Origin of the sequence: Achromobacter sp. ACM04 (genome assembly GCF_014851465.1) — a bacterium.
Taxonomy (GTDB): domain Bacteria; phylum Pseudomonadota; class Gammaproteobacteria; order Burkholderiales; family Burkholderiaceae_B; genus Achromobacter; species Achromobacter aegrifaciens.
Map to the genome: position 1 here is coordinate 460,275 of NZ_JACUZS010000002.1, position 25,689 is coordinate 485,963.

The 25,689-nt window shown below is 67.1% G+C and carries 25 protein-coding genes; 14 read left to right on the forward strand and 11 right to left on the reverse strand.

The window, feature by feature from the left end; genetic code table 11:
- The 4 genes from IB259_RS12980 to IB259_RS12995 all read right to left on the reverse strand — a co-directional run bounded on the left by IB259_RS12980 (position 1) and on the right by IB259_RS12995 (position 4,426).
- Positions 1–2,466, reverse strand: coding sequence for a TonB-dependent receptor (locus IB259_RS12980; RefSeq protein ID WP_192329204.1), 2,466 nt, complete (start codon positions 2,464–2,466; stop codon positions 1–3).
- Positions 2,467–2,562: 96 nt separating this feature from the next.
- Positions 2,563–3,552 (reverse strand): FecR domain-containing protein, encoded by a 990-nt coding sequence (locus IB259_RS12985; RefSeq protein WP_175180710.1) that lies wholly within the window; start codon positions 3,550–3,552, stop codon positions 2,563–2,565.
- Positions 3,522–4,040 (reverse strand): sigma-70 family RNA polymerase sigma factor, encoded by a 519-nt coding sequence (locus IB259_RS12990; RefSeq protein ID WP_175212511.1) that lies wholly within the window; start codon positions 4,038–4,040, stop codon positions 3,522–3,524. Before IB259_RS12990 ends, IB259_RS12985 begins: the two co-directional genes overlap by 31 nt.
- A gap of 143 nt (positions 4,041–4,183) precedes the next feature.
- On the reverse strand, positions 4,184–4,426 hold the full coding sequence (locus tag IB259_RS12995; protein ID WP_054451693.1) for a hypothetical protein: 243 nt from the start codon (positions 4,424–4,426) through the stop codon (positions 4,184–4,186).
- Positions 4,427–4,674: 248 nt separating this feature from the next.
- Here IB259_RS12995 and IB259_RS13000 point away from each other — a divergent pair, with 248 nt between their 5' ends.
- A complete protein-coding gene (locus IB259_RS13000) occupies positions 4,675–6,780 on the forward strand; it encodes a PTS sugar transporter subunit IIC/EAL domain-containing protein (protein WP_054451694.1) in 2,106 nt (701 codons plus the stop codon).
- Here IB259_RS13000 and IB259_RS13005 read toward each other — a convergent pair.
- On the reverse strand, positions 6,773–7,654 hold the full coding sequence (locus tag IB259_RS13005) for a prohibitin family protein (RefSeq protein WP_119449450.1): 882 nt from the start codon (positions 7,652–7,654) through the stop codon (positions 6,773–6,775). The two genes, IB259_RS13000 and IB259_RS13005, sit on opposite strands and share 8 nt — an antisense overlap.
- A 290-nt stretch (positions 7,655–7,944) precedes the next feature.
- Here IB259_RS13005 and IB259_RS13010 point away from each other — a divergent pair, with 290 nt between their 5' ends.
- The 3 genes from IB259_RS13010 to IB259_RS13020 all read left to right on the forward strand — a co-directional run bounded on the left by IB259_RS13010 (position 7,945) and on the right by IB259_RS13020 (position 9,951).
- On the forward strand, positions 7,945–8,412 hold the full coding sequence (locus tag IB259_RS13010; protein ID WP_192329206.1) for an anti-virulence regulator CigR family protein: 468 nt from the start codon (positions 7,945–7,947) through the stop codon (positions 8,410–8,412).
- A 148-nt stretch (positions 8,413–8,560) separates the two neighbouring features.
- Entirely contained in the window at positions 8,561–9,625 is a 1,065-nt protein-coding gene (locus IB259_RS13015) for a M4 family metallopeptidase (protein WP_175160194.1), read from the forward strand.
- Complete coding sequence (locus IB259_RS13020) at positions 9,622–9,951, forward strand: protealysin inhibitor emfourin (RefSeq protein WP_192329208.1); 330 nt, start codon at positions 9,622–9,624, stop codon at positions 9,949–9,951. The genes IB259_RS13015 and IB259_RS13020 overlap by 4 nt, the downstream gene beginning before the upstream one ends.
- Here the strand turns inward: IB259_RS13020 and IB259_RS13025 are convergent.
- Positions 9,875–11,161 (reverse strand): MFS transporter, encoded by a 1,287-nt coding sequence (locus IB259_RS13025; protein ID WP_125473155.1) that lies wholly within the window; start codon positions 11,159–11,161, stop codon positions 9,875–9,877. The genes IB259_RS13020 and IB259_RS13025 overlap by 77 nt on opposite strands.
- A gap of 82 nt (positions 11,162–11,243) precedes the next feature.
- Between IB259_RS13025 and IB259_RS13030 the strand changes: the two genes are divergently transcribed.
- Entirely contained in the window at positions 11,244–12,041 is a 798-nt protein-coding gene (locus tag IB259_RS13030; protein WP_054451700.1) for a helix-turn-helix domain-containing protein, read from the forward strand.
- On the opposite strand, the gene IB259_RS13035 is transcribed toward IB259_RS13030, so the two are convergent.
- Entirely contained in the window at positions 12,034–12,411 is a 378-nt protein-coding gene (locus IB259_RS13035; protein ID WP_192329210.1) for a DUF4148 domain-containing protein, read from the reverse strand. The two genes, IB259_RS13030 and IB259_RS13035, sit on opposite strands and share 8 nt — an antisense overlap.
- A 270-nt stretch (positions 12,412–12,681) precedes the next feature.
- Between IB259_RS13035 and IB259_RS13040 the strand changes: the two genes are divergently transcribed.
- From IB259_RS13040 to IB259_RS13050, 3 genes are read left to right on the forward strand one after another with little or no spacing between them, the layout of a single operon-like run.
- Positions 12,682–14,199, forward strand: coding sequence for an MFS transporter (locus tag IB259_RS13040; protein WP_192329212.1), 1,518 nt, complete (start codon positions 12,682–12,684; stop codon positions 14,197–14,199).
- 15 nt (positions 14,200–14,214) lie between these two features.
- On the forward strand, positions 14,215–15,270 hold the full coding sequence (locus IB259_RS13045; RefSeq protein WP_192329214.1) for an HlyD family secretion protein: 1,056 nt from the start codon (positions 14,215–14,217) through the stop codon (positions 15,268–15,270).
- Positions 15,267–16,733: an efflux transporter outer membrane subunit gene (locus tag IB259_RS13050; protein ID WP_192329216.1), complete on the forward strand. Its 1,467-nt coding sequence runs from the start codon at positions 15,267–15,269 to the stop codon at positions 16,731–16,733. Before IB259_RS13045 ends, IB259_RS13050 begins: the two co-directional genes overlap by 4 nt.
- Here IB259_RS13050 and tam read toward each other — a convergent pair.
- Positions 16,708–17,481 (reverse strand): trans-aconitate 2-methyltransferase, encoded by a 774-nt coding sequence (tam, locus tag IB259_RS13055; protein WP_192329218.1) that lies wholly within the window; start codon positions 17,479–17,481, stop codon positions 16,708–16,710. The two genes, IB259_RS13050 and tam, sit on opposite strands and share 26 nt — an antisense overlap.
- Before the next feature lie 125 nt (positions 17,482–17,606).
- Positions 17,607–18,605 carry a TerC family protein gene (locus IB259_RS13060; RefSeq protein WP_119449458.1) on the reverse strand — a complete coding sequence of 333 codons (999 nt, stop codon included), beginning with the start codon at positions 18,603–18,605 and terminating at the stop codon, positions 17,607–17,609.
- Positions 18,606–18,712: 107 nt separating this feature from the next.
- Here IB259_RS13060 and IB259_RS13065 point away from each other — a divergent pair, with 107 nt between their 5' ends.
- The 3 genes from IB259_RS13065 to IB259_RS13075 all read left to right on the forward strand — a co-directional run bounded on the left by IB259_RS13065 (position 18,713) and on the right by IB259_RS13075 (position 20,773).
- On the forward strand, positions 18,713–19,606 hold the full coding sequence (locus tag IB259_RS13065; protein WP_054452273.1) for a LysR family transcriptional regulator: 894 nt from the start codon (positions 18,713–18,715) through the stop codon (positions 19,604–19,606).
- An 84-nt stretch (positions 19,607–19,690) separates the two neighbouring features.
- A complete protein-coding gene (locus IB259_RS13070) occupies positions 19,691–20,089 on the forward strand; it encodes a hypothetical protein (RefSeq protein WP_054451706.1) in 399 nt (132 codons plus the stop codon).
- A 54-nt stretch (positions 20,090–20,143) separates the two neighbouring features.
- Complete coding sequence (locus IB259_RS13075; RefSeq protein WP_119449459.1) at positions 20,144–20,773, forward strand: hypothetical protein; 630 nt, start codon at positions 20,144–20,146, stop codon at positions 20,771–20,773.
- Between the two features lie 6 nt (positions 20,774–20,779).
- On the opposite strand, the gene IB259_RS13080 is transcribed toward IB259_RS13075, so the two are convergent.
- Positions 20,780–21,181 (reverse strand): hypothetical protein, encoded by a 402-nt coding sequence (locus IB259_RS13080; protein ID WP_054451707.1) that lies wholly within the window; start codon positions 21,179–21,181, stop codon positions 20,780–20,782.
- Positions 21,182–21,327: 146 nt separating this feature from the next.
- Here IB259_RS13080 and IB259_RS13085 point away from each other — a divergent pair, with 146 nt between their 5' ends.
- Positions 21,328–21,909: a hypothetical protein gene (locus IB259_RS13085; RefSeq protein ID WP_192329220.1), complete on the forward strand. Its 582-nt coding sequence runs from the start codon at positions 21,328–21,330 to the stop codon at positions 21,907–21,909.
- Positions 21,910–22,018: 109 nt separating this feature from the next.
- Positions 22,019–23,062: a histone deacetylase family protein gene (locus IB259_RS13090; RefSeq protein WP_054451709.1), complete on the forward strand. Its 1,044-nt coding sequence runs from the start codon at positions 22,019–22,021 to the stop codon at positions 23,060–23,062.
- A 13-nt stretch (positions 23,063–23,075) separates the two neighbouring features.
- Here the strand turns inward: IB259_RS13090 and IB259_RS13095 are convergent, their stop codons facing one another.
- Complete coding sequence (locus tag IB259_RS13095; RefSeq protein ID WP_054451710.1) at positions 23,076–24,398, reverse strand: MFS transporter; 1,323 nt, start codon at positions 24,396–24,398, stop codon at positions 23,076–23,078.
- 211 nt (positions 24,399–24,609) lie between these two features.
- On the opposite strand from IB259_RS13095, the gene cyoA reads away from it, so the two are divergent.
- Complete coding sequence (gene cyoA, locus IB259_RS13100) at positions 24,610–25,650, forward strand: ubiquinol oxidase subunit II (protein WP_054452277.1); 1,041 nt, start codon at positions 24,610–24,612, stop codon at positions 25,648–25,650.
- Positions 25,651–25,689 lie beyond the last annotated feature (39 nt).

Genomic DNA, 25,689 nt, shown 5'->3' on the forward strand with positions numbered 1-25,689 from the left:
TCAGAAGTCCATCGACGCGGATAGCATCAACGTGCGCGGCACCCCTTGGGAGATCGTGCCATACGAGGCCACTCCCGACCAGTAAGCCTTGTTGAACACGTTCACCACGTTGGCCCGCAGCGTGAGGTCCTTGCCATAGACCTTGGTGGCATAGCGTGCACCCAGATCGAAGGTGGTCCACGATGGCACCGACTGGGTATTGGCCTGATTGATGTATTCGCTGCCGGTGTGCATCACGCTGCCGGTCAGGGTCAGGCCCGCGACCCAAGGCGTATCCCATTCCGCGCCCAGGTTCACCGACACCTTGGGCACGCCCACCGGCCGGTTGCCGACCAAAGCACTATTGCCGGCGCGCGTCAGCTCCGCGTCCAGCCAGGTCACGCCGCCCAGCAGGCGCAGGCCGCGCCACGGTTCGCCGGCCAGGTTCAGTTCCAGGCCCCGATTGCGCTGCTCGCTGTCCGCGCCGTACACGCCGTTGGTCAACTGGCCGCTGGGCTTGGTGATCTCGAACGCGCTCAGGGTCAGCATGGCGCTGTCCAGGTCCACCTTCACGCCCACTTCCTTCTGCCGGGCCTTGTAGGGCTTGAACACCTGGCCGGCGTTGGAGGCGGTGGCCGGCGCCACGTCGCCCTTGCTCAGGCCTTCGATGTAGTTGGCATACAGCGAGACATTGCTCCAGGGCTTGATGACGATGCCCGCCAGCGGCGTGGTCGCGCTTTCGTCATAGCTGACGGTGCGCGCGCCGGTCGTGGCATTGAAATTGCGGGATTGGATGCGCTGCTGGCGCACGCCCAGCGTAAGCTGCGCGCGCTCGTCCAGGATGCTGAGCGTATCGGCCAGCGCCAGGCCGGAAAGATCGGACGAGGAAATCTTGGGCACGTTGGCCGGCGCCGGGATATCTTGCTGCGGCCGCGTGATCGGATGGTAGATGTTCGACGTGAGCGGCGTACCCATCACGCTGGCCTGCGAATTCCGGTCGCTGTACAGGCTGCCCATGAAGCTGATGGCATGGCGCACCGGGCCTGTGTCGAGCTTGGCGCGCAGGCCTGCGTTGTAGGTGCTGCGGTTGACCTCGAACCTGAAGTTGTTCGGCGTAACCACCGTGTCGCCCGCCGCGTTGACGATGGTGGGCGTCTGGTCCGACAGACGCGCCACGTTCGTGTCCGAGCCGCCCGCGTCGGCGAATACCGTCAGGCGGTCGCTGATGTCGTACTCGACCCGCAGCAGGGCCGATTGCCCGTCTGACTTCCACCAGCCCCAGGGCTGGGTGGCGTTGCGCCGTCCATCTGCCGCATGCGGCACGTCGATGCCGGCGGCCACCAGGAACGGCCGCGTGGGCGCGTCGATCTTTTCATTCTGCGTCAGCAGGTCCAGCGAGGCACGCAGCCGCTCGCCCTGGTAGTCCAGCGACAGCGCGCCGATGTCGGTGCGCGAATACAGATTGTCCAGCGGCGTATCGCCCTGGCGGTGCATGCCGTTGACGCGCACGCCCCATTCCCCGTCCTTGCCGAAGCGACGGCTCAGGTCCGCGCGCGCGCCGAATTGCGAGTCGCCCACATAGTCGGCGGACACGCGGCTCAGGTCCTGCGGCAGCGCCCGCTTGGGTACCATGTTGATCACGCCGCCCACGCCGCTGTTGGGCGACATGCCGTACAGCAGCGCGGCCGGCCCTTTCAGCACTTCGACCCGCTCGATGTAGTCGGTGAAGACGTGATAGTTGGGCGCCACGCCATAAACCCCGTCAAAGGCGATTTCGCCCAGGTTGCCTTCGCCGATGGGAAAGCCCCGGATGTAGAACGAGTCGGTCACGCCGCCGATCTGTCCGGTGAAACGCACCGAGGGTTCAACGTTCAGCGCGTCGGCCAGCGTGACCGCCTGACGGTTCGCCAACAGGTCCGAGGTGTAGTTGGTGACGTTGAACGGCGTATCCATCACGTCGCGGTTGCCCAGCAGGCCCAGGCGTCCGCCCCTGGCCACCTGGCCGCCCTCGTACTCCGCCGGCAGCGCGAAGGGAGCCGCAGCGGCGCCGGCGACGGTGACCGCGGGCAGCACGGTGGCCGACTCGTCGGACCCCGACGGCAGCTTGCGCAGCGAATAGGCGCCGCCGCCCTGCTCCGACAAGCCATAGCCCGACCCCGACAGCAAACGGGAAAAGCCTTCCTTCACGGTGTAGTCGCCGTCCAGTCCGTTGCTGTGCAGTCCCGCCACCATGGCCGGATCGAACGACAGCGGCACGCCCGCGACGGCGGCGAACCGGGCCAGCGCATCGCCCAGCGCGCCTGCCGGGATCGCGTAGGACTTGCGCGCCGCCGCGCTGACGGCGTCGGCGGCCAGCGCTGGCGGCGTGGTCCCCGCCCCAGCCAGCAGGGCCAAGCCCATGCCGGCGGCCCGCAGCAGCGCCGCCAGCGGCGGCAGGACAGCTGTTCCACGGGCCGGGCATGGCGGACGGGAGATTCGGGAAACCATGAAGCTATCCTTCGTAAGGGTCTGGGTGGCGCGCGATACGCGGCGGTTCACCCGGTACACCGGACGAAGCGGAAAAAAGGTTCAGCCCGACTGCGATTAATTTGTAACGCCGGCGCGGGCGGCAACCGTGGTCCAGTACGGCGTGATCCGGCTCACTCTCACGGGCAGGGTCTTTTCCAGCAACCGCAAGCTGGCATCGGTGTCGTTCAAGGGAAATGCCCCCGATACCCGCAGCCCTGCCACCGCCGGATCACAGCGCAACACGCCGCGGCGATACCGGCCCAGCTCATCCACCAGGTCCGCCAGGCGCCAGTCGCGCACGGCGAGCATGCCCTGCTCCCATGAGGCGGCCGTGGCGTCCACCGCCGCCTGGGGCCGCACCTCGCGCCCATTGAAGACGGTCTGCTGCCCGGCCGGCAGCACCGTGGCGCCGGCCCCCGCCGACTTGGGCCGGATCTCCACTGCGCCCTCGAACACCGCCACGCGCACGGCGTCGCCTTCGTCGCGCACCAGGAACCGCGTGCCCAGCGCGCGTATCGCGCCTTGCGCGGTCTGGACGACAAAGGGCCGCTGCAGCTGTGGCGAGTCGCGGCCCGTGGTCAACAGGATTTCGCCCGCCCGTAGCCACAACGTGCGCTGCCTGGCGGTGTATTCGATATCGACCGCGCTGGCCGTGTTGAGCACCAGCTGCGTGCCGTCGGTCAGGTTCATGCGGCGCTGTTCGCCCGTCGCAGTGCGCGCATCCGCGCTCCATTCGCGCCAGGGCAGCTCGCGTCCGGCCAGCCAGGCCGCCGGTCCCAGCACCAGCAGGCCAGCCAGCGCCCGCAGCGCCTGCCGGCGTCGCGGGCGATCCAGCCGCCGCAAGGTATCGGCGGCGACACGCGGCGGCACCTGGCCGAATCCGCGCAGCATTTCTTCGGCACGCTGCCAAGCCGCGGCGTGCGCGGCGCTACGGCCGCGCCAGCGGTCGAAGGACTCGCAGTCCGCCGGCGACAAGGTCTCGGATTGGAAGCGCACCAGCCAGCCGGCCGCTTCCTTCAGGATGGCGGGATCGATCACGCGTCGGCCTGGCTTGCGATCAGGCATGCGGCCAGCGCCGCCTGCACATGGCGCTTGACCGTGGACAGCGACACGCCCAGGCTTTGCGCGATCGCGTCGTAGCCCATGCCGTCGAACTGCGACATCAGGAAGATCTCGCGCGTTTTGGCGGACAGCGTCCGCAACGCCGTATCGATGGCGCGCAAGGTTTCCAAAATCAGGGCGCGCGCTTCGGGCGAAGGCGCCTGCTGCTCGGGCAATTGCGCCAGCGCGGCCAGATAGGCCTCTTCCAGCGCCCGCCGGCGCCAGTGGTCCACCACCAAGCCCTTCGCAATGTGGGTCAGCAACGCGCGCGGCTCGGCGCCCGCGTCCGTCCTGCGCCGCCCGGCCATCAGCCGCACGAAGGTATCGTGGGCCAGATCCGCCGCGTCGAAAGAATTGCCCAGCTTCCTGCGCAACCAGACCGACAGCCAGCCGTGGTGGTCACGATAGAGTTGCGCGACGGGATCGGCGGGCGGCGAGTCGGACGTAGGCAAGGCGCACCTGGCTATAGAATCTAAATAGGAACTATTTATATTCTAGCGTATCCCCCCGCCCGCCATGGACGCGCCCGCGGCTACAGCGGCATGCCAGGCGCCGCACGGGTAATGCTTGGTAGCGGACAGGCCTGCCTATCCCGTCAGTAATCCATGGGAACGTGGCTTTGCGCCTCTCGCAGTTCCTGGATGTGGCGCTCGGCTTCCTGTCTTTCGACGGCTGGCGGCAAAGGGCGCCAGCTCACCATGTTGCCGGGCGTTTTCACCGGCATCCAACCCAGCACGCTGTACAGCGTGATGGCCGTGCATCCTGTGTCGTATCGCGTTTCGTAGTACCCCTGCCGGTCCGGCTTGGTATCGCCGGACGTCCAATCCAACTGAGACATCCACGTCTCCTCTTTCTGAAGCTTGTAGTCCCGCCACCGGGCGAACGACGCTTGATCGTATAGCGTCCCCGTGTACCTGTGCTGCCACCTTGCGCCCGCTTTGCAATTCTTGATAGAGGGGAATCCCTGACATTCTGTTAGGCGTCGATTGCTAAACCGGGAAAAGCGGGGCTAGGATGTAGCAAAATATTCTTACAAACACGGGAGCGGGGGGGTCTTCGCTTGCACGGACTATTGGGCGAACCGCCATGCCGAAACTGGCCCTGATGCGTTATCCAAAAGATCGGCTGGCTGCGCTGGCGGGCGCGAGCGCGCTGCGCGCCATACGCGAGGGCCTGCTCTGGACCCTGCCGTGCCTGCTGGTCACGGCGCTGTTCCTGGTGCTGTCCGTCGTCGCCCGGCAACTGGGCCTGCCAGCCACCGTTGTGGAACTGCTGACCGCCGTCCACGACAAGCTGACGAACCTCATGCCTATCCTGGCCGGCACATCCATCGGCTACATGCTGTCGTTCCGCCACCGGGTGCCGCATCTGCCCACCGCGTTCCTGTGCCTGTCCTACGTGATGATCGCCGACGGCCTGATGGCGCCCTACCCCCAGGCCGCCGCCACCCTGGTTCTGTTCATCGCCATCGTTTCGCCCTTGTTGACCGTGCCATTGATGGCGTGGCTGCACCGCCGCCGCTGGACCCAGCTGGCGCCCGACGGCGTTATCAGCGAAAACGTCCGCGACACGCTGAACATGGTCGTGCCGGGCCTGCTTACGGCCACCCTGGTCGTGCTGGCGTTGTCCGCCGCGCTGCAGATTCCCGCCGTGGCGCAATTCAACATCCCCTTGAGCCTGGCCTCGCTGGACAGCCCCTTCACCTCGGGCGCGCTGGTCGCCGGCCTGAATTCCCTGCTGTGGTTCTTCGGCATACACGGCTACCACGCGCTGGCTCCCCTGATGAGCGTCATGGACCAGGCGGTCATGCTGAATGCCGCCACCCAGTCCGCCGGCTACGAAGGCATGTATGCCTTGAACAGCACCCTTCTGGGCGCTTTCGTCTTCATCGGCGGATCGGGCGCGACGCTGTCGCTGGCGGTGGCCATGCTGGTGTTTGCGCGCGGCGAATCGCTGCGCCTGCTGGCGCTGGCCAGCCTGCCAGTGGCGCTGCTGAACGTGAATGAAATCCTGCTGTTCGGGCTGCCCCTGATCCTGAATCCGCGCCTGCTGGCGCCGTTCATCCTGGCGCCGGTGACCAACGCCATCCTCGCTTTGGCCGTCGTGCAGCTGGGCTGGCTGCCTTCCGCGACGACGACCCTGCCGCTGACCTCGCCGGTGCTGTTCAACGCCTACATCGCGGCCGGCGGCAGCCTGGGCGGCGTGGCGCTGCAGCTGGTGCTGGTGGCGCTGGGCGCGTGTTTGTACGCGCCCTTTGTCGTCGCGCTGGAGCGACAGCGCCAGGAAAGCGCCACCGTCTACTTCAAATCGCTGGACACGACCTTCACCCGGTTGCAAGAAGAATCGCTGCTGTACGCGCACGATCCCGTGGTGCAGACCTACGCCGACCGCGCGCGCCGCAACGCCGAGAACACCCGCATCCGCGCCATCAGCCAATACGACTTCCATCTGGAGTTCCAGCCGCAGGTGTCATTGCGCAGTGGCCTGTGCACGGGCTGCGAAGCGCTGCTGCGCGCCACCGGCCCCGACGGCGCGCGGCAAACGCCGGTGGAATTCCTGCGCTGGCTGGCGCAGGCCGACCTGATGCGGGAGGTGGACCTGTGGGTGGCCAGGCAGGCCGTGCAGCAATGCCTGCAATGGCGCAAGCGCGACTTCGCCTTGCCGATGACCATCAACGTCACGGCCGGCACGCTGACGTCCGGCGACTACCTGGAGAAACTGATCAAGGTGCTGGCGCAGGCTGGCGGCCAGGTCTCGGTCGAGCTGACCGAGGACGCGCTGGTGGAGGACACGCAGGCGCTGCACACCGCCTTCGACCGCCTGCACGCAATAGGCGCCCGTATCTACATCGATGATTTCGGCACCGGCTATTCCGCCCTGAGCTATCTGCACCAGTTCGAAATCGACGCGGTCAAGATCGACCGCAGCTTCGTCGTGGCGCAAGACAGCGCCCGCGGCGCGCTGGTCCTGAACGGCCTGCTGCGCTTTTGCGAAGCGCTGAACCTGCAGATCGTGGTGGAAGGCGTGGAAACGGACCAGCAGCTGATGGCGCTGGAATCCCCCGCCGAGATCGTCGTGCAGGGGTGGTACTACAGCAAGGCATTGTCGGGCGACAGCCTCATGGACTACGCGCGGCAGCGTCAGGCTGCACCGCCGCTGCGGGCGCAGCCTGCGCCCGCGGCGCCTACTTGATGCCGATGAACGGCAGGGCCGCGTTCGGCACCTGCGTGGTCGGCAGCACGCCGTCCCACTTCTCCACCGCGTTCAAGCTCACAAGATTGGTGTTGGCGGCCAGGGCCTCGGCCTTGGCGCGGATCGCGGCCGCTTCGGCGTCGCCGCGCATGCGGATGCCGTCGGCCTCGGCCGTGAACTGCTGGCGGCGCGCGTCGGCTTCCGCCTTGGCCTTCACCACCTGGATTTCGGCGTTGATCATCGCCGTTTCCTTCTGCTGGCGGGTCGTCTCGATCTGCACCTGCGCCAGCATGCGCTGTTCGATCGAATGCTCATAGGCCTGCGAGAAGCCGACTTCCTCGATCTGCACGCCCACCACCTGCACCGGCGCGCCTTCCATCGTCTTGAGCACGGCAGTGTTCACGTCCTGGCCCAGCTTCTGACGTTCCTGGATGGCGCGCACCGCGGTGTACTGGCCGAACACGTTCTTCACCGAATCCGGCGTCTTGCGCTCCAGCACGCGCATCTGCAGATTGCTGATGGTGCCGTACTCCGAGTACAGCTCGGCCACGTGCTCGGGCGGCACGCGATAGGTCACCGACACGCGTAGCGTGGCCGGCTGTTGGTCATAGCTGTAGGCTTCCAGCTTTTCAAACACGAACGTGTGGTCGCGCACCGACACCGTCATCACGTTGTCGATGAACGGCGTCTTGAAGTCCAGGCCCGGCTCCGACACGCGCACCAGCTTGCCGTTGCGCAGCACCACGCCGCGCTCGCCCTGATCGACCTGGAACCAGGAATCGAAAGCCAGGAACAGGATCAGCAAAAACAACACCGCCGTGATCAACGCGATCTTGAAACTACGCGGCTTTACGGCACCAATCGTCTTGACCATCTGGATATCTGTCGGCTTCACTTCGAATCCCTTTCTGATTTTGAACGTTTACGGTCCGAGAGCACGGCGGCGATGCCGCGCGCCAGCAAATAAGCGACCACGGCCGCCCCAACCAAGATCAGGAAATACCTCATCGTGCGTTCCCCCCCGGAAAATAAGCAGGGGATTCTATCGCGAGTGGAACATCAAACGAATTGTGGCGATTGTTGCGATGGCGACGACAGCAGACAGTGGCGCGAGTCCAACGACAGCGCTACGCTAGGCACCTCTACACTGCAGGAGCCGCAACCATGCACCGCACACCCTCAATGATCATTGCCATCCTTGCCTGTGCCGCCGCGCTCGGCGCGCCAGCCCAGGCCGCGCCGCCCGAGGGCAAAGGCAAGCCGGATCACGCGGGCCAAGGCAATGGCAACGGTAACGGCAATAGCAATGGCAAGAACAAGGGCCAGCAGAGCCAGGACGGCGGGGTCAGCGTCACGCTCAGCACCGCGGGCATCACCGTTTCCACCGCGCGCGGCTATGCCGTGCAGGCCGGGGCGACGGGCTATGGCTCGCTGCCGCCGGGCATACGCAAGAACCTGGCGCGCGGCAAGCCCCTGCCTCCGGGCATCGCCAAGAAGATGGTGCCCGGCCCCATGCTGGCGCGCCTGCCCGTGCACCCGGGCTACGAATGGCGCGTCGCGGGCAGCGACCTGATCCTCGTGGCCATCGCCACCGCCGTCGTCGCGGACGTCCTCACGGGCGTGTTCAACTAGGCGCCGCGCGTCATGGACGCCGCCACGCGGCGTCCATAGTTCCTAGCATCAGGCCGCACACTGTTACGTCCCTGCCGCGGATCTATCTGCTACCGTTGAATCGCCTCGCGCCGCGGCCCTGGCCCGGCGCCCACGACGGAGACCGCGCATGCCACGTCCTTCCGAGTCCGCGCCGCTGATCGGCGTGATCCCCCCCTACATGCTCGATCGCCTGGCGCAACACGCCGACGCGCGGGTCAGCATGCCCGCGGTCAAGACGCTGATCATCGACCAGCAGCAGCGCAGCCTGCGCGAGATGGCGGTGCAGCCGCCGCGCGCCAAGCCAGCCCGCCCCAAGAAGGCGGCGCCCGCCGGCACACCCCAGCGCGCCGTGCACGACGCCGCCAACACCACCACGCTGCCTGGCAAGCTGGTGCGCGCCGAAGGCGCCCCCGCCAGCGGCGACGTGGCAGTGGACGAAGCCTATGAACATCTGGGCTCGACCTACAAGCTGTTCTGGGATGTCTACAAGCGCCACTCCATCGACGGCCAGGGCCTGCCGCTGGTGGGCACCGTGCATTACGGCGAAGACTACGACAACGCCTTCTGGAACGGCGCGCAGATGGTATTCGGCGATGGCGACGGCGAAGTGTTCAACCGCTTCACGGTGGCGGTGGACATCATCGGCCACGAGCTCACGCATGGCGTGATCGACGCCGAGGCCGCCCTGCTCTACCAGGGCCAGTCCGGCGCCCTGAACGAATCCCTGTGCGACGTCTTCGGCGCGCTGGTCAAGCAGCACACGCTGGGCCAGGACGCGCGCGACGCCGATTGGCTGGTGGGCGCCGGGCTGTTCAAGCCCAGGATCCGCGCTCGCGCGCTGCGCTCCATGGCGGAGCCCGGCAGCGCCTACGACGATCCCCTGCTGGGCAAGGATCCGCAGCCCGCGCACATGCGCGACTACGTGGACACGCCAAACGACAACGGCGGCGTGCACATCAATTCCGGCATTCCCAACCGCGCCTTCTATCTGGCGGCCACAGCGCTGGAAGGCCCCGCGTGGGCCGGCGCGGGCCGCGTCTGGTACGACGCGCTGTGCGACAAGCGCCTGCGCCACGACGCCGACTTCGTGCAGTTCGCGAAACTGACACTGGCCGTCGCGGCGGAACGCCATGAGGCCGCCGTGCGCGACGCCGTCGCCCGGGCGTGGGCCGGCGTGGGAGTCCAGACATGATCGAGCTGCCGTCCCTGGACCTTGCCATGCTGGTGCGCCTGACCCGCGAAGGCGGGCTGGCCTATGTGCCCGCATTGGCGCAGCATCGCAGCATCGACCTCGTCACCTGCCCGCCGGACCTGCGGCAGGAGGTCTGCGACGCCCTGCAACGCGCCGCGCCGGTGGCCGTTCCGCGCTGCGCACCGGCGGGCGGCGACCAGCGCTACTTCCACGTCGAGGTCGTGTACGAAGGCGACGGCGTCGCGGACGTCAGCTTCGACGTGCCGGAGACCGACGCGCCCGAGCCGCTGGTGCGCTTGTGGAAAAGCCGGGCCGGACAGCCTTGAGCGCGGCGTCCCGGTATTGCCCGATCTGGATGGCGCGGCCCGCGTAAAGACCGGTAGCCGCCATCGCCAGGCACAAGACCGCGCACAGGGCCAGCGCCAGGCTCCAGTCTCCCTGCGTGTCATGCAGCGTGCCCGCCAGCGCAGGGCCGCTTGCCGCGAACAGATAGCCCACGCATTGCGCCATGCCCGACAGCGCCGCTGCCTGCTGCGCATGGCTGGCGCGCAGGCCCACGAATGCAAGGCCGAGGATGATGCCGCCGCCCGTGCCCAGGCCCATCAGGACGATCCACAGCGTCGCCCAGCCAGGCGCGACGATCAGGCCGGCAAACGCGACAAACGAGGCCGCGGCCGAGCAGAACGCCGCGCCGCGCTGGTCCTTCAGGCGCCGCACCACCGGAGCCAGGAACAGGGCCGGGACGGCCGACATGAGCTGCAGCAGGCCATGCAGCGCGCCGGCGCGTTCCGCCGTGTAGCCGGCATCGCGCAAAATGGCCGGCAGCCAGCTTACGCCCACATAGAACACGAAGGAATTGATGCCCAGGAACAGCGTCACCTGCCACGCCAGCGCAGAACGCCACAAGCGGGGGCCGTGCGGCGCATGCGCCGTGGATGCCGCAGGCGCGGTGTGGTTGGCCAGTTGCGGCAGCCATAGCAAGGCGCTGAGCACGGGCACCACCAGCAGGCAGCCCGAGGAAAAGCGCCAAGTCGCGTCGGACAGGCCAGCCAGCGGGATGGCGATGGCGGACGCCAGCCCCGCGGCCAGGCTCATGGTCAGCACGTAGGCCGAGGTCAGGCCCGCGACCTGCTGCGGGAAATCGCGCTTCAAGAGGCTGGGCAACAGCACGTTGCCGATGGCGATGCCGGCGCCGATGACCACGGTGCCCAGGAACAGGCTCCAGGCCGGCCCCAGCGTGCGCACGACGATGCCCGCCGCGACCAGCAGCATGGCGGCAAACAAGCTGCGCTCCAGCCCGTGGCGGCGCGCCAGGCCCGCGGCGAACAGCGACACCACGGCAAAGGCCAGCAGGGGCAAGGTGATCAGCATGCCCGCGGCGGTGGCGCTCAGCCCCAGCTGCTCGCGGATCATGCCGGTCAGCGGCGGCACGCCGGTAATGGGCGCGCGCAGCGCCATGGACATGCAAAGAATGCCGGCGATCAGCAACACGGGATGGCCGGCGGGACGTTTGGAAGTAAGGGGATGCGAATTCATGCCATCAGCTTAAGCATCGCCGCCTTCGCCGAATTTCGACATAATGACAAATTATCCCTAAATTCGGTCAAGGTGATATTCAATGCACCGCCTGGACGATCCCGCCCCGTTCTTCAACCCCGATATCGACTCGCAATGGACCTATGCCATGCGCGTGCACGCGGACGAGAACGATCAGGAATCCCCGCCGCACCGGCACGCAATGGGACAGCTGGTGCTGTCCTTGCAGGGCGGGGTGACCTGCTCCGTGCCGCAAGGCCTGTGGATGGTGCCGCCGCAATGCGGCGTCTGGATTCCTGGCGGCGTGCCGCACAGCAACCGCGTCACGCAGAACGGCCGGGTGTGTTTCCTGTTCGTACCGCCAGACGCCGCGGGCCTGCCTGGACAGTGCTGCACGTTGGCGATCTCGCCGCTGGTGCGCGAACTGGTCGCTTATCTGGCCGACCTGGCTCCGCAGGACACCGCCACGCCTTCCAACCGGAAGCTGGCTGAAGTGCTGGTCGAGCAGTTGGCGCGCATGCCGGCCGAACAACTGCACCTGCCCATTTCGGAACACCCGCGCCTGCGTGAAATCGCCGATGCCCTGCACGCCGATCCCGCCGACCGCAGCACGGTGGCGCAATGGGGCAGGCGCGTTGCCATGAGCGAACGCACGCTGGCGCGCCTGGTGCAGCAGGAGCTCGGCATGAGCTTCGGCCGCTGGCGCCAGCAGATGCACATCATCCAGGCCTTGCAGCGCCTGTCCGCGGGCATCTCGGTGCAGCGCACGGCGGAAGACCTGGGCTACGAGTCCGTCAGCGCCTTCATCACCATGTTCCGCAAGACGCTGGGCAAGACGCCTGCCCGCTACTTCGCGGACAAGGCCGACGGTATCAATTGACGGCGGGCGGATAGTCCAGTTCGCCCGATTTCATCTGGCCGCGCAGGCGCGCCTCGCGCAGTTCCGCGACCGTCTGGTCCCGGGTCTGGTCCGATTGCGACGGCAGCGCGGGCGGATAATCCTGTTCGCCATACGTGACCAGGCCGGCCGCGCGCGCGGCGTCGAGTTCTTCGCGCACCTGCTGGCGGGTCTTGGTGCTGACATGAGGCAGATCCACCGGGTATTGCTGTTCGCCGTAAGTCACCAGGCCGGCGGCCTTGGCTTCCATCAGTTCTGCGCGCACCTGTTCACGGGTCTTGCCTTCGGCATGCGCGGCGGCGCCGACGAGCGCCATGCTCAGCGCCAGGACGGAGAGTCGAAATGTATTCATGAAATCCTCTGCGGTTAACGAGTGCTGCAATATTCGTTCGCCTGCCCGCCGGGATAAATCCCGCGCGGCGCAATCGAAGGTTGCCCGCCGCGCAAGCCTCGCCGCACACCCGCGCAGCACCCCACGCACCCTTGCGTCGGGCGCAAGGGTGGGTTGATCCAGGGATGGTTTTTCCGCCCCCCGCATCTACCTAGACTGAATAGCTCCTGTTATCCAAGGACGCTATTCCATGTTGTCTTCCTCATCTCCGGGCAGGGGCGGCCCACGATCATGACGGCCGCCGCTCCCCCCACCCCGCCCGCTGCTGCGGCCTTCGGCTGGCGCATCCTGACCGGATTGCTCGGCGTGCTGCTGGCAGTGATCCTCGCTGGGCTCAACGAAAACGTGACCAAGATGGCGCTGCCCGACATCCGCGGCGCGCTGGGCATCAGCTACGACCAGGGCACCTGGTTCGTCGCCGTCTACGCGGCGGCGTCGGTATGCGCCATGGCGTTCGCGCCCTGGTGCTCGGTCACGTTTTCATTGCGCCGCTTCACGGTCACGGCGCTGGCCGCCTTCGCGCTGTTCGGCGCGCTCTGCCCGTTTGCGCCCAACCTGCCCGTGCTGCTGTTCCTGCGCACGCTGCAAGGCCTCGCGGGCGGCGCGCTGCCGCCCATGCTCATGACGGTGGCGCTGCGCTTCCTGCCGCCAGGCATCAAGCTCTACGGCTTGGGCGGCTACGCCCTCACGGCCACCTTCGCGCCCAGCCTGGGCATACCGCTGGCGGCCTTCTGCACCGAGGTGCTGGGTTGGCGCTGGGCCTTCTGCCTGATCGTCGCTCCCGCGGCGCTCGCCGCATGGGCCGTCTGGCGCGGACTGCCCCAGGATCCGCTCAAGCTCGAGCGCTTGCGCCTGTTCGACTGGCGCGGCCTGCTGCTGGGCGCCCCGGCGCTGTCCATGCTGGTCATCGGCCTGTTGCAGGGCGACCGGCTGGACTGGCTCAACTCGCCGCTGATCTCCGTGCTGCTGGGCGGCGGCGGCGTGCTGATGGTGCTGTTCATGGTCAACGAATGGTCGCATCCCCTGCCGTTCTTCAAGATCCAGCTCCTGCGCCACCGCAATCTCAGCCATGCCTTGCTGACGCTGGGCGGCGTGCTGATCGTGCTGCTGGGCGTGATCTTGATTCCCTCGTCGTTCCTAGCGCAATTGCGCGGCTACCGGCCGCTGGAAACGGCGCCGGTGCTGCTCACCATGGGCCTGCCGCAGCTGATCGCGCTGCCGCTGGTCGCGGCGCTGTGCAACCTGCGCCAGGTGGATTGCCGCTGGGTGCTGGCCTCGGGCCTCGGGCTGCTGGCCGTGTCCTGCCTGCTGGGGTCGCAACTGACGCCCGTCTGGTCGCGCGAGCAGTTCTATCTGCTCGAAGCCGTGCAGATCTTCGCCCAGCCCATGGCCGTGATCCCGCTGCTGATGCTGGCCACGGGCGGCCTGGCGCCGCAGGACGGCCCCTGGGCCTCATCGTGGTTCAACACCATCAAGGGTTTTGCCGCGGTGGCCGCCACCGGCCTGCTGGACGCGCTGACCACCTCGCGCCGCAATTACCACTCCGGCATGCTGGCCGACCAGCTGGGCAACTTTCCGCTGAGCACGGCCGGCGAAAACGCTGCGGCGCTGTCCCGCCGCATCCAGGAGCAGGCCGCCGTGCTGACCTCCGCCGACCTCTATCTGTGCATGGCCGGCGTGGCCGTGCTCCTCATCCTGCTCATCCCCTTCGTCGCGACCCGGATCTACCCTCCGCGCGCCGCGGCCTGAAATCGAGTCCATATCATGCCATTCCCTCTTTTGACTTCTCCCCTTCCCCGCGCCGGCGCCCTCGGCGCCCTGGTCCTCCTGGCCTATGCGGGCTGGTCATGGTCCGCCACCGGCGCCGCTGAATCCACCGACGACGCCACCGTCGTCGCCGATCACACCATCGTCGCGCCGCAGGTGTCCGGCTTCATCGACGCCGTGCTGGTCGAAGACAACCAGGCCGTCAAGCAGGGCCAACTGCTTGCCCGCATCGACGACCGCGACCATCAGGCCGCGCTGGCTGCCGCAAGCGCCGAGCTCGCGGTGGCGGCGGCGCGCCTCTCGGACGCGGCCGCCACCCTGGAACGCCAGCAGGCCGTGATCGAGCAGGCCGTCGCCGTCACGCGCGCCGACCTGGCGGACATCCGCTATGCCGAAAGCGAGGCCCAACGCCACCGCAGGCTGGCCAGCGAGGGCGCGGGCACCCAGCAAGCCTATGAACAGGCGCGCAGCCGGCTGGACATGGCGCAGGCTCGGCAAGCCGAACACACAGCTACCTTGCAAGCCGCTCGCAAGCAGCGCGACGTGCTGGAAGCCAACCGCGAGGCGGCACAGGCCGGGCAGCTGCGCGCGCAGGCCCTGAAGGACCGCGCGGAACTCAATCTGTCGCATACCCAGGTCGTCTCCCCTATCGATGGCATCGTCGGCCGGCGCTCGCTGCGCGTGGGCGCCTACGTCAGCCCGGGCACGCCCATCCTCGCAGTGGTGCCGCTGCAGCAAGCCTATGTGGTGGCCAACTTCCGCGAAAAGCAGTTGACCCGCATGCGTCCGGGCCAGCTCGCGACCATCACGGTCGACGCCTATCCGGATACGCCGCTGCGCGGCCGCGTCCAGAGCATCGCGCCAGCCACGGGCCTGAGCTTTTCACCGGTAGTCCCCAGCAATGCCACCGGTAACTTCACCAAGGTCGCGCAGCGCCTGCCCGTCAAGATCGTGCTGGATGCGCCGGCCGAAGGCGCGCCGCCGCTGCGCGCCGGCATGTCCGTCGAAGCCGTGGTCGATACCGGCGCCGCGGCAGAGGAGTCCACGCAATGATCCCGCACCGCTTGCTCAATGCCATGCTGGCCTGCACACTTTCCGCCTTGGCAGGCTGCGCCGTGGGCCCCGACTTTCAGGCTCCCCAGGCGCAATTGCCCGCGCAGTGGCGAGTACCCGACGCCTCCGCCGCGGACAGCGTCCCCGTGCCGCAAGATGTGAACACGTCCTGGTGGGACAGCTTCGGCGATCCCACCCTGAGCGCCTTGATCGCCGAAGCGACCGAGGCCAACCTGGACATACGTATCGCCCACGAACGCCTGCTGCAAAGCCGCGCGGCCTTGCGCGTGACCGAAGCCGACGGCCTGCCCGCCGTCGGTGCGGGCGCAAGCTACAAGCGCGGCCAGAACAGCGAGGTCGGCCTGGCCGACCCGTCGGGCCACGGCGGCAAGTCCTCATTCAACCTGTGGCAGGCCGGCGTGGACGCCAGTTGGGAACTGGACCTGTGGGGCCGCGTGCGGCGCGAAGTCGAACAGGCCGGCGCCCAATCCCAGGCGGCGCTGGAGGCGCAGCGCGGCGTGGTCCTGGCCATCCGCGCCGAAACGGCGCGCAACTACATCCTGCTGCGCGGCACGCAGAACCAGCTGGACGTGCTGCGCCAAACGCTCGCCAATGCCGAACGCAACCTGGCGCTGACCCGCCTGCGCCAGCGCGAAGGCGTCGCCACCGAACTGGACGTTTCACAAGCCGATGCGCAGGCCGCCTCCATCGAAGCCGGCGTGCCGCCGCTCGTGCTGCGCATCGAACAGCTGATGAATGCGCTGGCGCTGCTGCTGGAGCAACCGCCCGGCGCGCTGCAACCGCGCCTGGCGGCGGTGGGCCCGATACCGGGCGGTCCGCTGCAAGTCCCCGTCGGGCTGCCGAGCGAACTGGCCGAACGCAGGCCCGACATCCGCCGCGCCCAGGCCAATCTGCATGCGGCCGTCGCAGCCATCGGCGTGGCCGAGGGCGATTTCTATCCGCGCATCACGCTATCGGGCAACCTCGGCCTGCAGGCCCTGCAGTTGCGAGACCTGGACTCCGACAATGCCGGCGTCTTCGGCGTCGGCCCCGCGTTGCAGATTCCCATTTTCCAGGGCGGCCGGCTGCGAGGCCGGCTGCGGCTGCGCGAATCGCAAGCTCAGGAAGCCGCGCTGCTGTACCAGAAGACCGTGTTGAATGCCTGGCATGAAGTCGACAACGCCATGACCGCCTACCAGGCGCAGCAACTGACCCGGGTGAGTCTGGAGCGCGCCTCCGAGAGCGCCCGCCAGGCGTTGCTCAACGCGCAACGCCAATATGCCGCGGGTGCGTCGGACTTCGTGAACGTGCTCAGCGCGCAGAACGCGGTGCTGGCCAGCGACCAGGCCCGCGTGTCGACCCAGGCCGCGGTGTCGCTGGTGCTGGTGGATCTGTACCGCTCGCTGGGCGGCGGCTGGGAACCGCCCGCTGCGGGTCTCAGCCCTGCTTCGGCCCCGCGATGATGAACAGCCGCGGGAACGGCAGCAGCACCGTGCCGTCGGCCAGCGCCGGATAGGCCTCTTCGATCAGCGACTGGTAGCGGGCCAGGAAACTGGCCTGCCCGGCGGCGTCCAACCGGTCCAGGTAGGGCCGCAGCGCCGTGCCCTTGAACCACTCCACGACCGCGGCCGCGCCTGCCAGCGGATGATGGTAGGTCGTTCGCCACACGTCCAGCAGGCCGCAATGCGGCTTGAGCAGTTCGTAGTACCAGCCCGCGCTGTGCCGCGGCGGATGCTTGAATCCGCCGATGGCGGCGGCCCAGGGCGCTTCGCCTGCCACCTGGCGCGCCAGGCGGTGGGCCGGCTCTTCCAGGTTATCCGGCGTCTGCACCGCCAGGCTGCCGCCCGGAGCCAGCTTGCCGACCAGGCGCGGATACAGCGTCGCGTGGTCCGGCACCCATTGCAGCGCGGCGTTCGCCAGGATCACGTCGTAGGTCTCGGGCGGATTCCACGTGGCGATGTCGGCCAGTTCAAATTGCAGCCCCGGCAGGCGCTTTCGCGCCGACTGCAGCATGTCCTCCGAGCTGTCCATGCCGCTGATTTCGGCGTCGGGGTAGCGGCTGGCGAGCACTTCGGTGGAGTTGCCGGGGCCGCAGCCCAGGTCCACGGCGCGCTTCACGTCCTGGTTGGGCAAGGCGGCGACCAGATCCCGCACCGGACGGGTGCGTTCGTTTTCAAAGGCGGAATACTGTTTGGCGGACCAGCTGGTCATGACGGCTCCTTGCGGCTTTTGGACTGTCCAGCACTCTACGCCCGCCGCACAGGCGCGACAAATCCCAAAAAATGCGCCCGCCATATCCGTTGGATATGGCGGGCGCTTTGCCTCTGGTCGCGGGATTATTCAGCCGCGAGTTCCTGCTTGGAGGCGTCCGAGCGGGTTTTCCACAGCGAGAACAACACGCCGCCAGCAATCAGGCCGAAGGTCACCGACAGGGACAAAGCAGCCGGCACCTTGCCGATGAAGCCGACCAGGAAGATCTTGCCGCCAATGAAGACCAGGACCAGAGCCAGGGCGTACTTCAGGTAATGGAAGCGGTGGATCATCGCAGCCAGCGCAAAGTACAGCGCACGCAGGCCCAGGATGGCGAAGATGTTGCTGGTGTAGACGATGAACGGGTCAGTGGTGATGGCGAAGATCGCCGGCACGGAGTCCACCGCGAACAACAGGTCCACAAACTCGATCAACACCAGCGCCAGCAACAGCGGCGTAGCCCAACGCACCTTCTTCGACGTGGCGGGATCGGTCTCCATCACCCAGAACGCGTTGCCGCGCAGCCCTTCCGTGACGCGCATGCGGCGCTTCAGGAACTTCAGGATCGGATTGGACGCGATATCCGGCGTCTGGTCCGCAATCATCCACATCTTGATGCCGGTGAACACCAGGAAGGCGCCGAACAGATACAGCAGCCAGCCAAAGTTGCTGACCAGCGCCGCGCCCAGGCCTATCATGATGGCGCGCAGCACGATCACGCCGAGGATGCCCCAGAACAGCACGCGGTGCTGGTACTGGCGCGGAATCGCGAAGAAACTGAAGATCAGCGCGATCACGAAGACGTTGTCCATCGACAGCGACTTCTCGATCATGAAGCCCGTGTAGTAGGCCATGCCGCTGGCGGAACCCATCTGCCACCAGACCCAGGCGCCGAACAGCAGCGCCGCGGTGATGTAGCCAGCCGAAAGCAGCAGGCTCTCGCGCACGCCGATCTCACGGTCTTCCTTGTGCAGCACGCCCAGGTCAAAGGCCAGCAAGGCGACCACGATGCCGATGAATAGCAGCCAGCTCCAGGCCGGGGTGCCGAAGAAATCGGCGGAGAGTAAGGTGAGCAAGGTGTCCATGATGTTCCCGCTTGTGTTCGAAGGGGCTCATGATCCGGATCCGGGGCCGATGGAGAAATCAGCCTGAAAGTGAGTTAAGGTTCGAAAAAACCGAAGTGATTCCTGCCATGCTCAATTATCGACACCTGTATTACTTCTGGATGGTTGCCAAGGAAGGCGGCTTTTCCCGCGCCGCCGAAAGGCTGGACATGGCCATCCAGACCATCAGCGCGCAAGTGCGCGAACTGGAAAAAAACCTGGGCCACCAGCTGCTCAAGCCGGCCGGACGCGGCGTGGCGCTGACCGACGCGGGCGAGGCCGCCTTCGCCCGCGCCGAAGAGATCTTCCAGATCGGCCAGATGCTGCCCCAGGAAGTCCGCGCGGCCGCCACCAAGCCCGTCATACGCCTGTCGGTGGGCCTGTCGGACGGCATTTCGAAGCTGGCCGCGCAGGCCCTGCTGGGCCCGGTGCTGCACACGCCGGACCTGCGCCTGACCTGCCACGAAGGCGAGGTCGAGGAACTGCTGGGCGAACTTGCCCAGCATCACCTGGACCTGGTGCTGGCCGGCCAGGGTGCGCCCGCCAACCCCAACCTGCGCCTCACCAGCGACCGCCTGGTCTCGTCGCCAGTGGACTGGTACGGCCCCGCCAAGCTGGTGCGCAAGGCCGACACCCTGGACTTTCCACGCTGCCTGGAACGCCTGCCGGTGCTGCTGCCCACCGGCCATTCCGTGCTGCGCCAGACGCTGGACCGCTGGTTTTCCGAACAAGGCATCTATCCCAACGTGGTCGGCGAATTCGAGGACAGCGCCCTGATGTCGGTATTCGCCGCCCGCGGCCTGGGCGTGTTTCCGCTCAGCCGCCTGGGCGGCGGCGATATCGGCGTGCTGCGGGGCTTGCGTCCCCTGGCCCGCTGCGACGACGTGCACGAGGAAATCCACGCCATCCGCAACCGCCGGGGGCAGCACCATCCGCTGGTCCAGATCGTGCTCGCCAAGGCAAAAACTTCGGTTTTTTCTTAATGTTTGTCACAACCACGCTGGTTTTTCAGAAATAGAATCCGCCTTATCGTGGACCCTCTTTTGAAACATCGGAGTACCACCTCAATGAAAAAGATCATCTGGCTCGCCTTCGCCGTGCTTGCAGCACTCTGGACCGGGCTGGTTGCGCTGACGCTGCAGCTGACCAACTGGGTCCTGTCGACCATCGCCACGACCCAGGTTCCCGGCACGGCGCTGGATACCTCGCAATGGGTTCCGCCCGCCTGGGCGGCGGCCTGGGTCGACCCCGCCTGGCTGCAGACGCTGCAGGGCGGCCTGGTCTGGGCCGCACAGGGCCTGAACCAGATGCTGCCCTTCGCCGGCAGCCTCGGCACGCTGATCTCCGTACTGGCCTGGATCTTCTGGGGCTTCATCATCGTCGGCCTGCTGGTGCTGGCGCTGATCCTCCACTGGCTGGCCGGCAAGCGCGAGCAAGCCGCGGCGCCCGGCCGCCAAGTGGTGTAATAGGGCAGGCAACGCGGCAACCCGGCGCGCTGCCCCTTACAAGAGGAGCGTGCCGTGCCCACCGTTCATTCCCCTGCCCCGAAGCTGTTGCTGGCGGCCCTGCTGGCCATGGCCGCCACGGCGGCGCAGGCGCACCCCGTGCGCTCCGCCTACGGCGTCGAGGTCTGCACGGTCACGGGCACTTCCGGGGAATACAGCGTGCGCGTGCGCAACACCGGCACGGCGCCCCTGGCCCGCGCCGAAGTCAACGGCGTCAGCCTGGATTCCAGCGGCCACGCGGCCGGTCCTCTCACCGTCAATCTGACCGACATCCCTGCCGGCAAGTACAAGACTGCCGTGCTGGGACGTCCCGGCAATGGCGCCGCGCTGGTCAGCATCGCCACTTATGTCACCGCCAATGGCGCGGAAACCCATCAGCAGGATCTTTTCGCCGGCAAGGTGGCGCACGTTTCGCCGGGCTCAGCCCTGCAATACACCCTGGCTCCGCTGGCCGTACGCGGCTGGACAGTGGCCTATGGCACCAAACAGGATCCCAAGCTGGAAGCCGGGAGCGCCGTGCTGCTGATCTACCCCGTCACCCTGGGCAAGAAGCGCGACGCGACGCGCCCGGATGCCGGCCGCACGCCGGCCGACGTGGTGCCGCTGGCGCCCTGCGGCGCGGCCGCCGGAGCAAAGAAATCCTGAACGCGTTCAGGTGCCGCTGAGCAGGTCGCGCTCGTTCAGGAGCGCATAGACGATCTCGGGCCGGTTATCGAAACCGCGGCGAATGGCGGCGGGAATCGCCGTGCGCGTCTTGCGGCACAACCCCAGCTGGTCCTCCAGCTGGATCGCAATGCCGCGCGAGGTGCGCACCTCGTTCTCGCTGGGCGTGATGTGGATCACGATGCCCAATTGCGCATGGATGCGTCCCTGCATGGCGCGCAGGTCCTCCAGGCTGGAGATGTTCTCCAACCGCGCCACAAGGCGCTTTTCCTCTTCCTTGGTCAGCCGCAACACGCGGACGTCGGCAGACGGATCGGCCAGCAGCCGGTCACGGTCACACATACAGGCGCCCGGCGGACATTCTTGGCGGATGGGAAACGGAAAATTCATGGCGGGCGGAGCGCGTCGCGGCAATCTTGCGTATCTTGGAATTCTACCCAGGATCCTGCGCCGCCCGCCGGGCGGCAAGTCCTGGTTTCCCCGCAAGCCGCTGCGGCATAATGCCTCACCGAGTTCACGGCGCGGAGGGCGCCCGCATGAAAGGATTCCTGTCGCTGGCGGCACTGGCCGCGCTCTTCATGCCCGGCCAGGATGCCGCCGCGCGCGACTACTCGTACGCTGTCCGGCCCGGCCTGCCTGCCGTGGTGACCATTACCGAGCTGCCGCAACAGCGCCTGAGCGTACGCGTGGGGGACGGGTCCGCTCAGCAAATCGCGGACATCTCCGGCGACGAGGAGGTGGACCAGTTCCAGGACGTGGACATTGACCATGACGGCTACCTCGACTTCGTCATCGGCCAGACTGGCGGCAGTACGCAAGCGATTTCGCGCATCTTCCTGTACCGCCCCCAGGACGGGCGCTACCAAGAGATCCCGTATCCCGATGCAGTGGCCAGCCCATGCCGCGGCTTCGTCAATCCCGAATTCGACGCGGCCAAGCCCATTATTTCCGTGGCGTGCCGCTACAGCGCCGACACCTATGGCTTCGAGCAGTACCGGGTGTGCCCGGACGGCTCGGCGCGGATCATTTCCTGGACCCGGCGCGAAGGCGAATCGGAGCGCAAGATTCCGCATCCCGGCGCCAAGGGCGCCACATGCGCCGCGCGGACTGGCCGCTAAGGCGCCAATCCCCCCGAAAATCCCCCCCTGCGCAATGGCGCCGCAAACGCCGCGGCCGCTATAGTTGCGCTTCCGCCCACCAGGCTCTACGTCCGAGGACACCCCCGCCGTGCTGATTTTCCACAACCCTGTCCACGAAAAACACGCTGGCCGACAGGAAATGTTCCGCGGCAAGCTGGTGCCCTGTCACGAAACCCCGGCGCGCCTGGAGTACGTGCTGCAAGCGCTGAACCAGCGCGGCATCGGCGCATTGCGCACGCCATCGGCGGCGGACCTGGGCTTGGTCAAGCGCGTGCACGCCCCGCGCTACGTGGACTTCCTGGAAACGGCCTGGCGCGACTGGGTGGCGCTGGATCCGGCCAATGCCGGCCTCGACATCCTGCCTTCGGTCTGGCCCGTGCGCGGATTCCGCCACGACATCGAACCGACCAACTTCGCCGCGCGGGTCGGCCTGTTCTCGTTCGACAGCGGCTGCCCGCTGACCGCGGGCACCTGGGAGGCCGCCACCGCAGGCGCCGCCTGCGCCATCGACGCCGCGCGCGCCGTTTCGGCGGCGAGCGGCCCTCGCGTCGCCATGGCGCTCACGCGCCCGCCCGGCCACCACGCGGGCCCTGACTTCTTTGGCGGCTACTGCTTCCTTAACAACGCGGCGCTGGCCGCGCAAGCGCTGCGGGAAGCCGGCGCCGAACGCGTTGCCATCGTGGACGTCGACTACCACCACGGCAACGGCACGCAGAGCATCTTCTATGAACGCGCCGACGTGCTGACCGTATCGGTGCACGGCGACCCGACCACCGAGTACCCCTTCTACCTGGGCTACGCCGATGAGCGCGGCGCAGGCGCTGGCCTGGACGCCAACCTGAACCTGCCGCTGCCCGCCGGCACCGGTTTCGCCGCCTGGACGCGGGCATTGGAACAAGGGCTGTCCGCCGTGCGCGCCTTCAAGGCTGACGCAGTGGTGATCGCGCTGGGCGTGGACACCTACGAAGGCGATCCCATCTCCAAGTTCCAGCTCAAGAGCGCCGACTACCTGCACGTGGGCCGCCTGCTGGCAGGCCTGGGCCTGCCGGCGGTGTTCACGATGGAAGGCGGCTACGCCGTGGCGGACGTGGGCGTCAACGTCGCCAACGTGCTGGAAGGCTACGCAGGCTGAACGGCAGACGCTTTCAGTCCCGCGTTTCGAGCACCTTGTTGATACGCAGCGCCAGCAGCGTGCAGGCAGCCCCCGACAACAGGTAGACGCTGACCGCCACCAGCCCGAAACGCGCGGACAGGCCCAACGCGACCAGCGGCGCAAATGCCGCGCCGATCAGCCATGCCATGTCGGAGGTCAGCGCAGCGCCGGTATAGCGGAAGCGCCGCGTGAAGTTCGCGGTGACAGTGCCCGAAGCCTGGCCATAGGACAGCCCCAGCAGCACGAAGCCCACCAGGATGAACGCATCCTGCGCCTTGGGCCCGCCGCCCAGCAGCCAGGGCGTGAACAGCGCGAACACGGCAATCAGCAGGGCCAGCAGGCCCAGCGTGGTGCGCCGTCCGATGCGGTCGGCCAGCCAGCCCGAGGCGATGGTGCCCAGTATGCCCAGCACCGCGCCGACGATCTGCACGATCAACACGTCCTGGATCTGCTGGGTGGCGCTGACCGCGATCCAGGACAGGGGAAACACCGTGACCAGATGGAACAAAGCATAACTGGCCAGCGCCGCGAATGCGCCGATGAAGAGGTTGTAGCCTTGCTCGCGCACCATCTGCGCAACGCTGATCGGTTCGAGTTCGCCCTCTTCCAGCAGCTGCGTGTATTCCTCGGTGACGACCAGGCGCAGCCGCGCGAACAGCGCCACCACATTGATGGCAAACGCCACGAAGAAGGGATAGCGCCAGCCCCATTCCAGGAAATCGGCTTCGGTCAGCGTCACGTGCAGGAACAGGAACAGCGCGCTGGCCACCATGAAGCCCACGGGCGCGCCAAGCTGCCCCAGCATGGCATACCAGCCGCGGCGGTTGGGCGGCGCATTCAGCGCCAGCAGCGACGGCAAGCCGTCCCATGACCCGCCCAGCGCCAGCCCCTGCAGGCAGCGGAACACCGCCAGCAGCGTGATCGCATGCGCGCCGATGACGTTGTAGCCCGGCAGGAAGGCCATGCCCACCGTAGCCGTTCCCAGCAGGAACAGGGCGATGGTGAGCTTGGTCGCACGCCCCCAGCGCCGCTGCGCCGCCATCGAGAGCGCCGTGCCGATGGGCCGCATGATGAAGGCGAACGAGAAGATGACAAAGGACCAGAGCGTGCCTTCCAGCCGCGGTTCGAAGGGGAAGAAGACCTGCGGAAAAACCAGCACGCAGGCGATGCCGAAGACGAAGAAATCGAAGTATTCGGAAGCGCGCCCCACCACCACGCCCACCGCGATTTCCCCTGGCGCCACCTTGGCGTGGCTACCGCCGCCGGCCGCGGGAAGTGAGGGAGCATGACCGGGATATTGCGTGGTGGTCGCCATGTGAATGCTCGCTGAAAGGAGGTTCGGAACAGATCCTGAAACACACCCGCGCGCCTGCAGCCCATATCGCGCAGAGCCGCTCCGTCATTGGGATGCAGCCCTGGTCTGCGCGCGTCGCCCTGCACATTTTTGTTCTTTTTACCCTAGATTTTTCGCGGCTTCCAGCGTAGTGTTGCGTTTACTTCCCACGGTTACGTTTCGGGGTATGGTCATGCCGTCCTTCCCAAGGTTCCGCGGATTGGTCCTGGTTGCCGCGCTGCCATTGCTCGCCGGATGCAATGCAGTCCTGCTCTCGCCCTCGGGCGACATCGCCTTGCAGCAGCGCAACCTGATCATCATTTCCACCGGCTTGATGCTGCTGATCATCGTGCCGGTGATCCTCCTGACTTTCGTGTTCGCGTGGCGCTACCGGGCCAGCAACAAGGAAGCGCACTATGACCCTGACTGGAATCACTCCACCATGCTGGAGCTCCTGATCTGGGCCGCGCCGCTGCTGATCATCATCGCGCTGGGCGCGCTCACCTGGGTCAGCACGCACCAATTGGATCCTTACCGCCCGCTTGTGCGCCTGTCCGAGGGCCGCGAAGTGCCCGCCGGCACCAAACCGCTGGTCGTGGAGGTCGTGGCGCTGGACTGGAAGTGGCTGTTCATCTATCCCGAACAGGGCATCGCCGCGGTGAACGAAATGGCGGCCCCGGTGGACCGTCCCATCCAGTTCAAGATCACTTCGTCCACCGTGATGAATTCCTTCTTCGTGCCCGCGCTCGCGGGCCAGATCTACGCCATGCCGGGCATGCAGACCACCCTGCACGCGGTGATCAACCATCCCGGCGAATACGAAGGCCTGTCCGCCAACTACAGCGGCTCGGGCTTTTCCGGCATGCGCTTCAAGTTCCACGGCGTGGATCAGCAGGGCTTTGACAAATGGGTGGCTGACGCCCGCGCCTCCAACGCCACGCTCAGCCGCGAAACCTACCTGAAGCTGGAGCAACCCAGCGAACGCAACCCGGTGCAACGCTATGCGTCCAGCGCGCCCGGCCTGTTCGAGGCGATCGTCAACCGCTGCGTGGAACCCAACCGCATGTGCATGCGCGACGCGATGGCGATCGACGCGCAAGGCGGCATGGGCATACCCGGCGCGCTCAATGTCACCACACTGGACGCCGGAACGCGCGAGCGCCTGGGCCTGACCGGCGCGCCGCGCAAGTATGTGGGCGCGATGTGCACCGCCACCGAAGGACTGGTCCTGTAGCGGATCGCTGGCGCACGGGGCTTCGTGAAATTGCGGTCT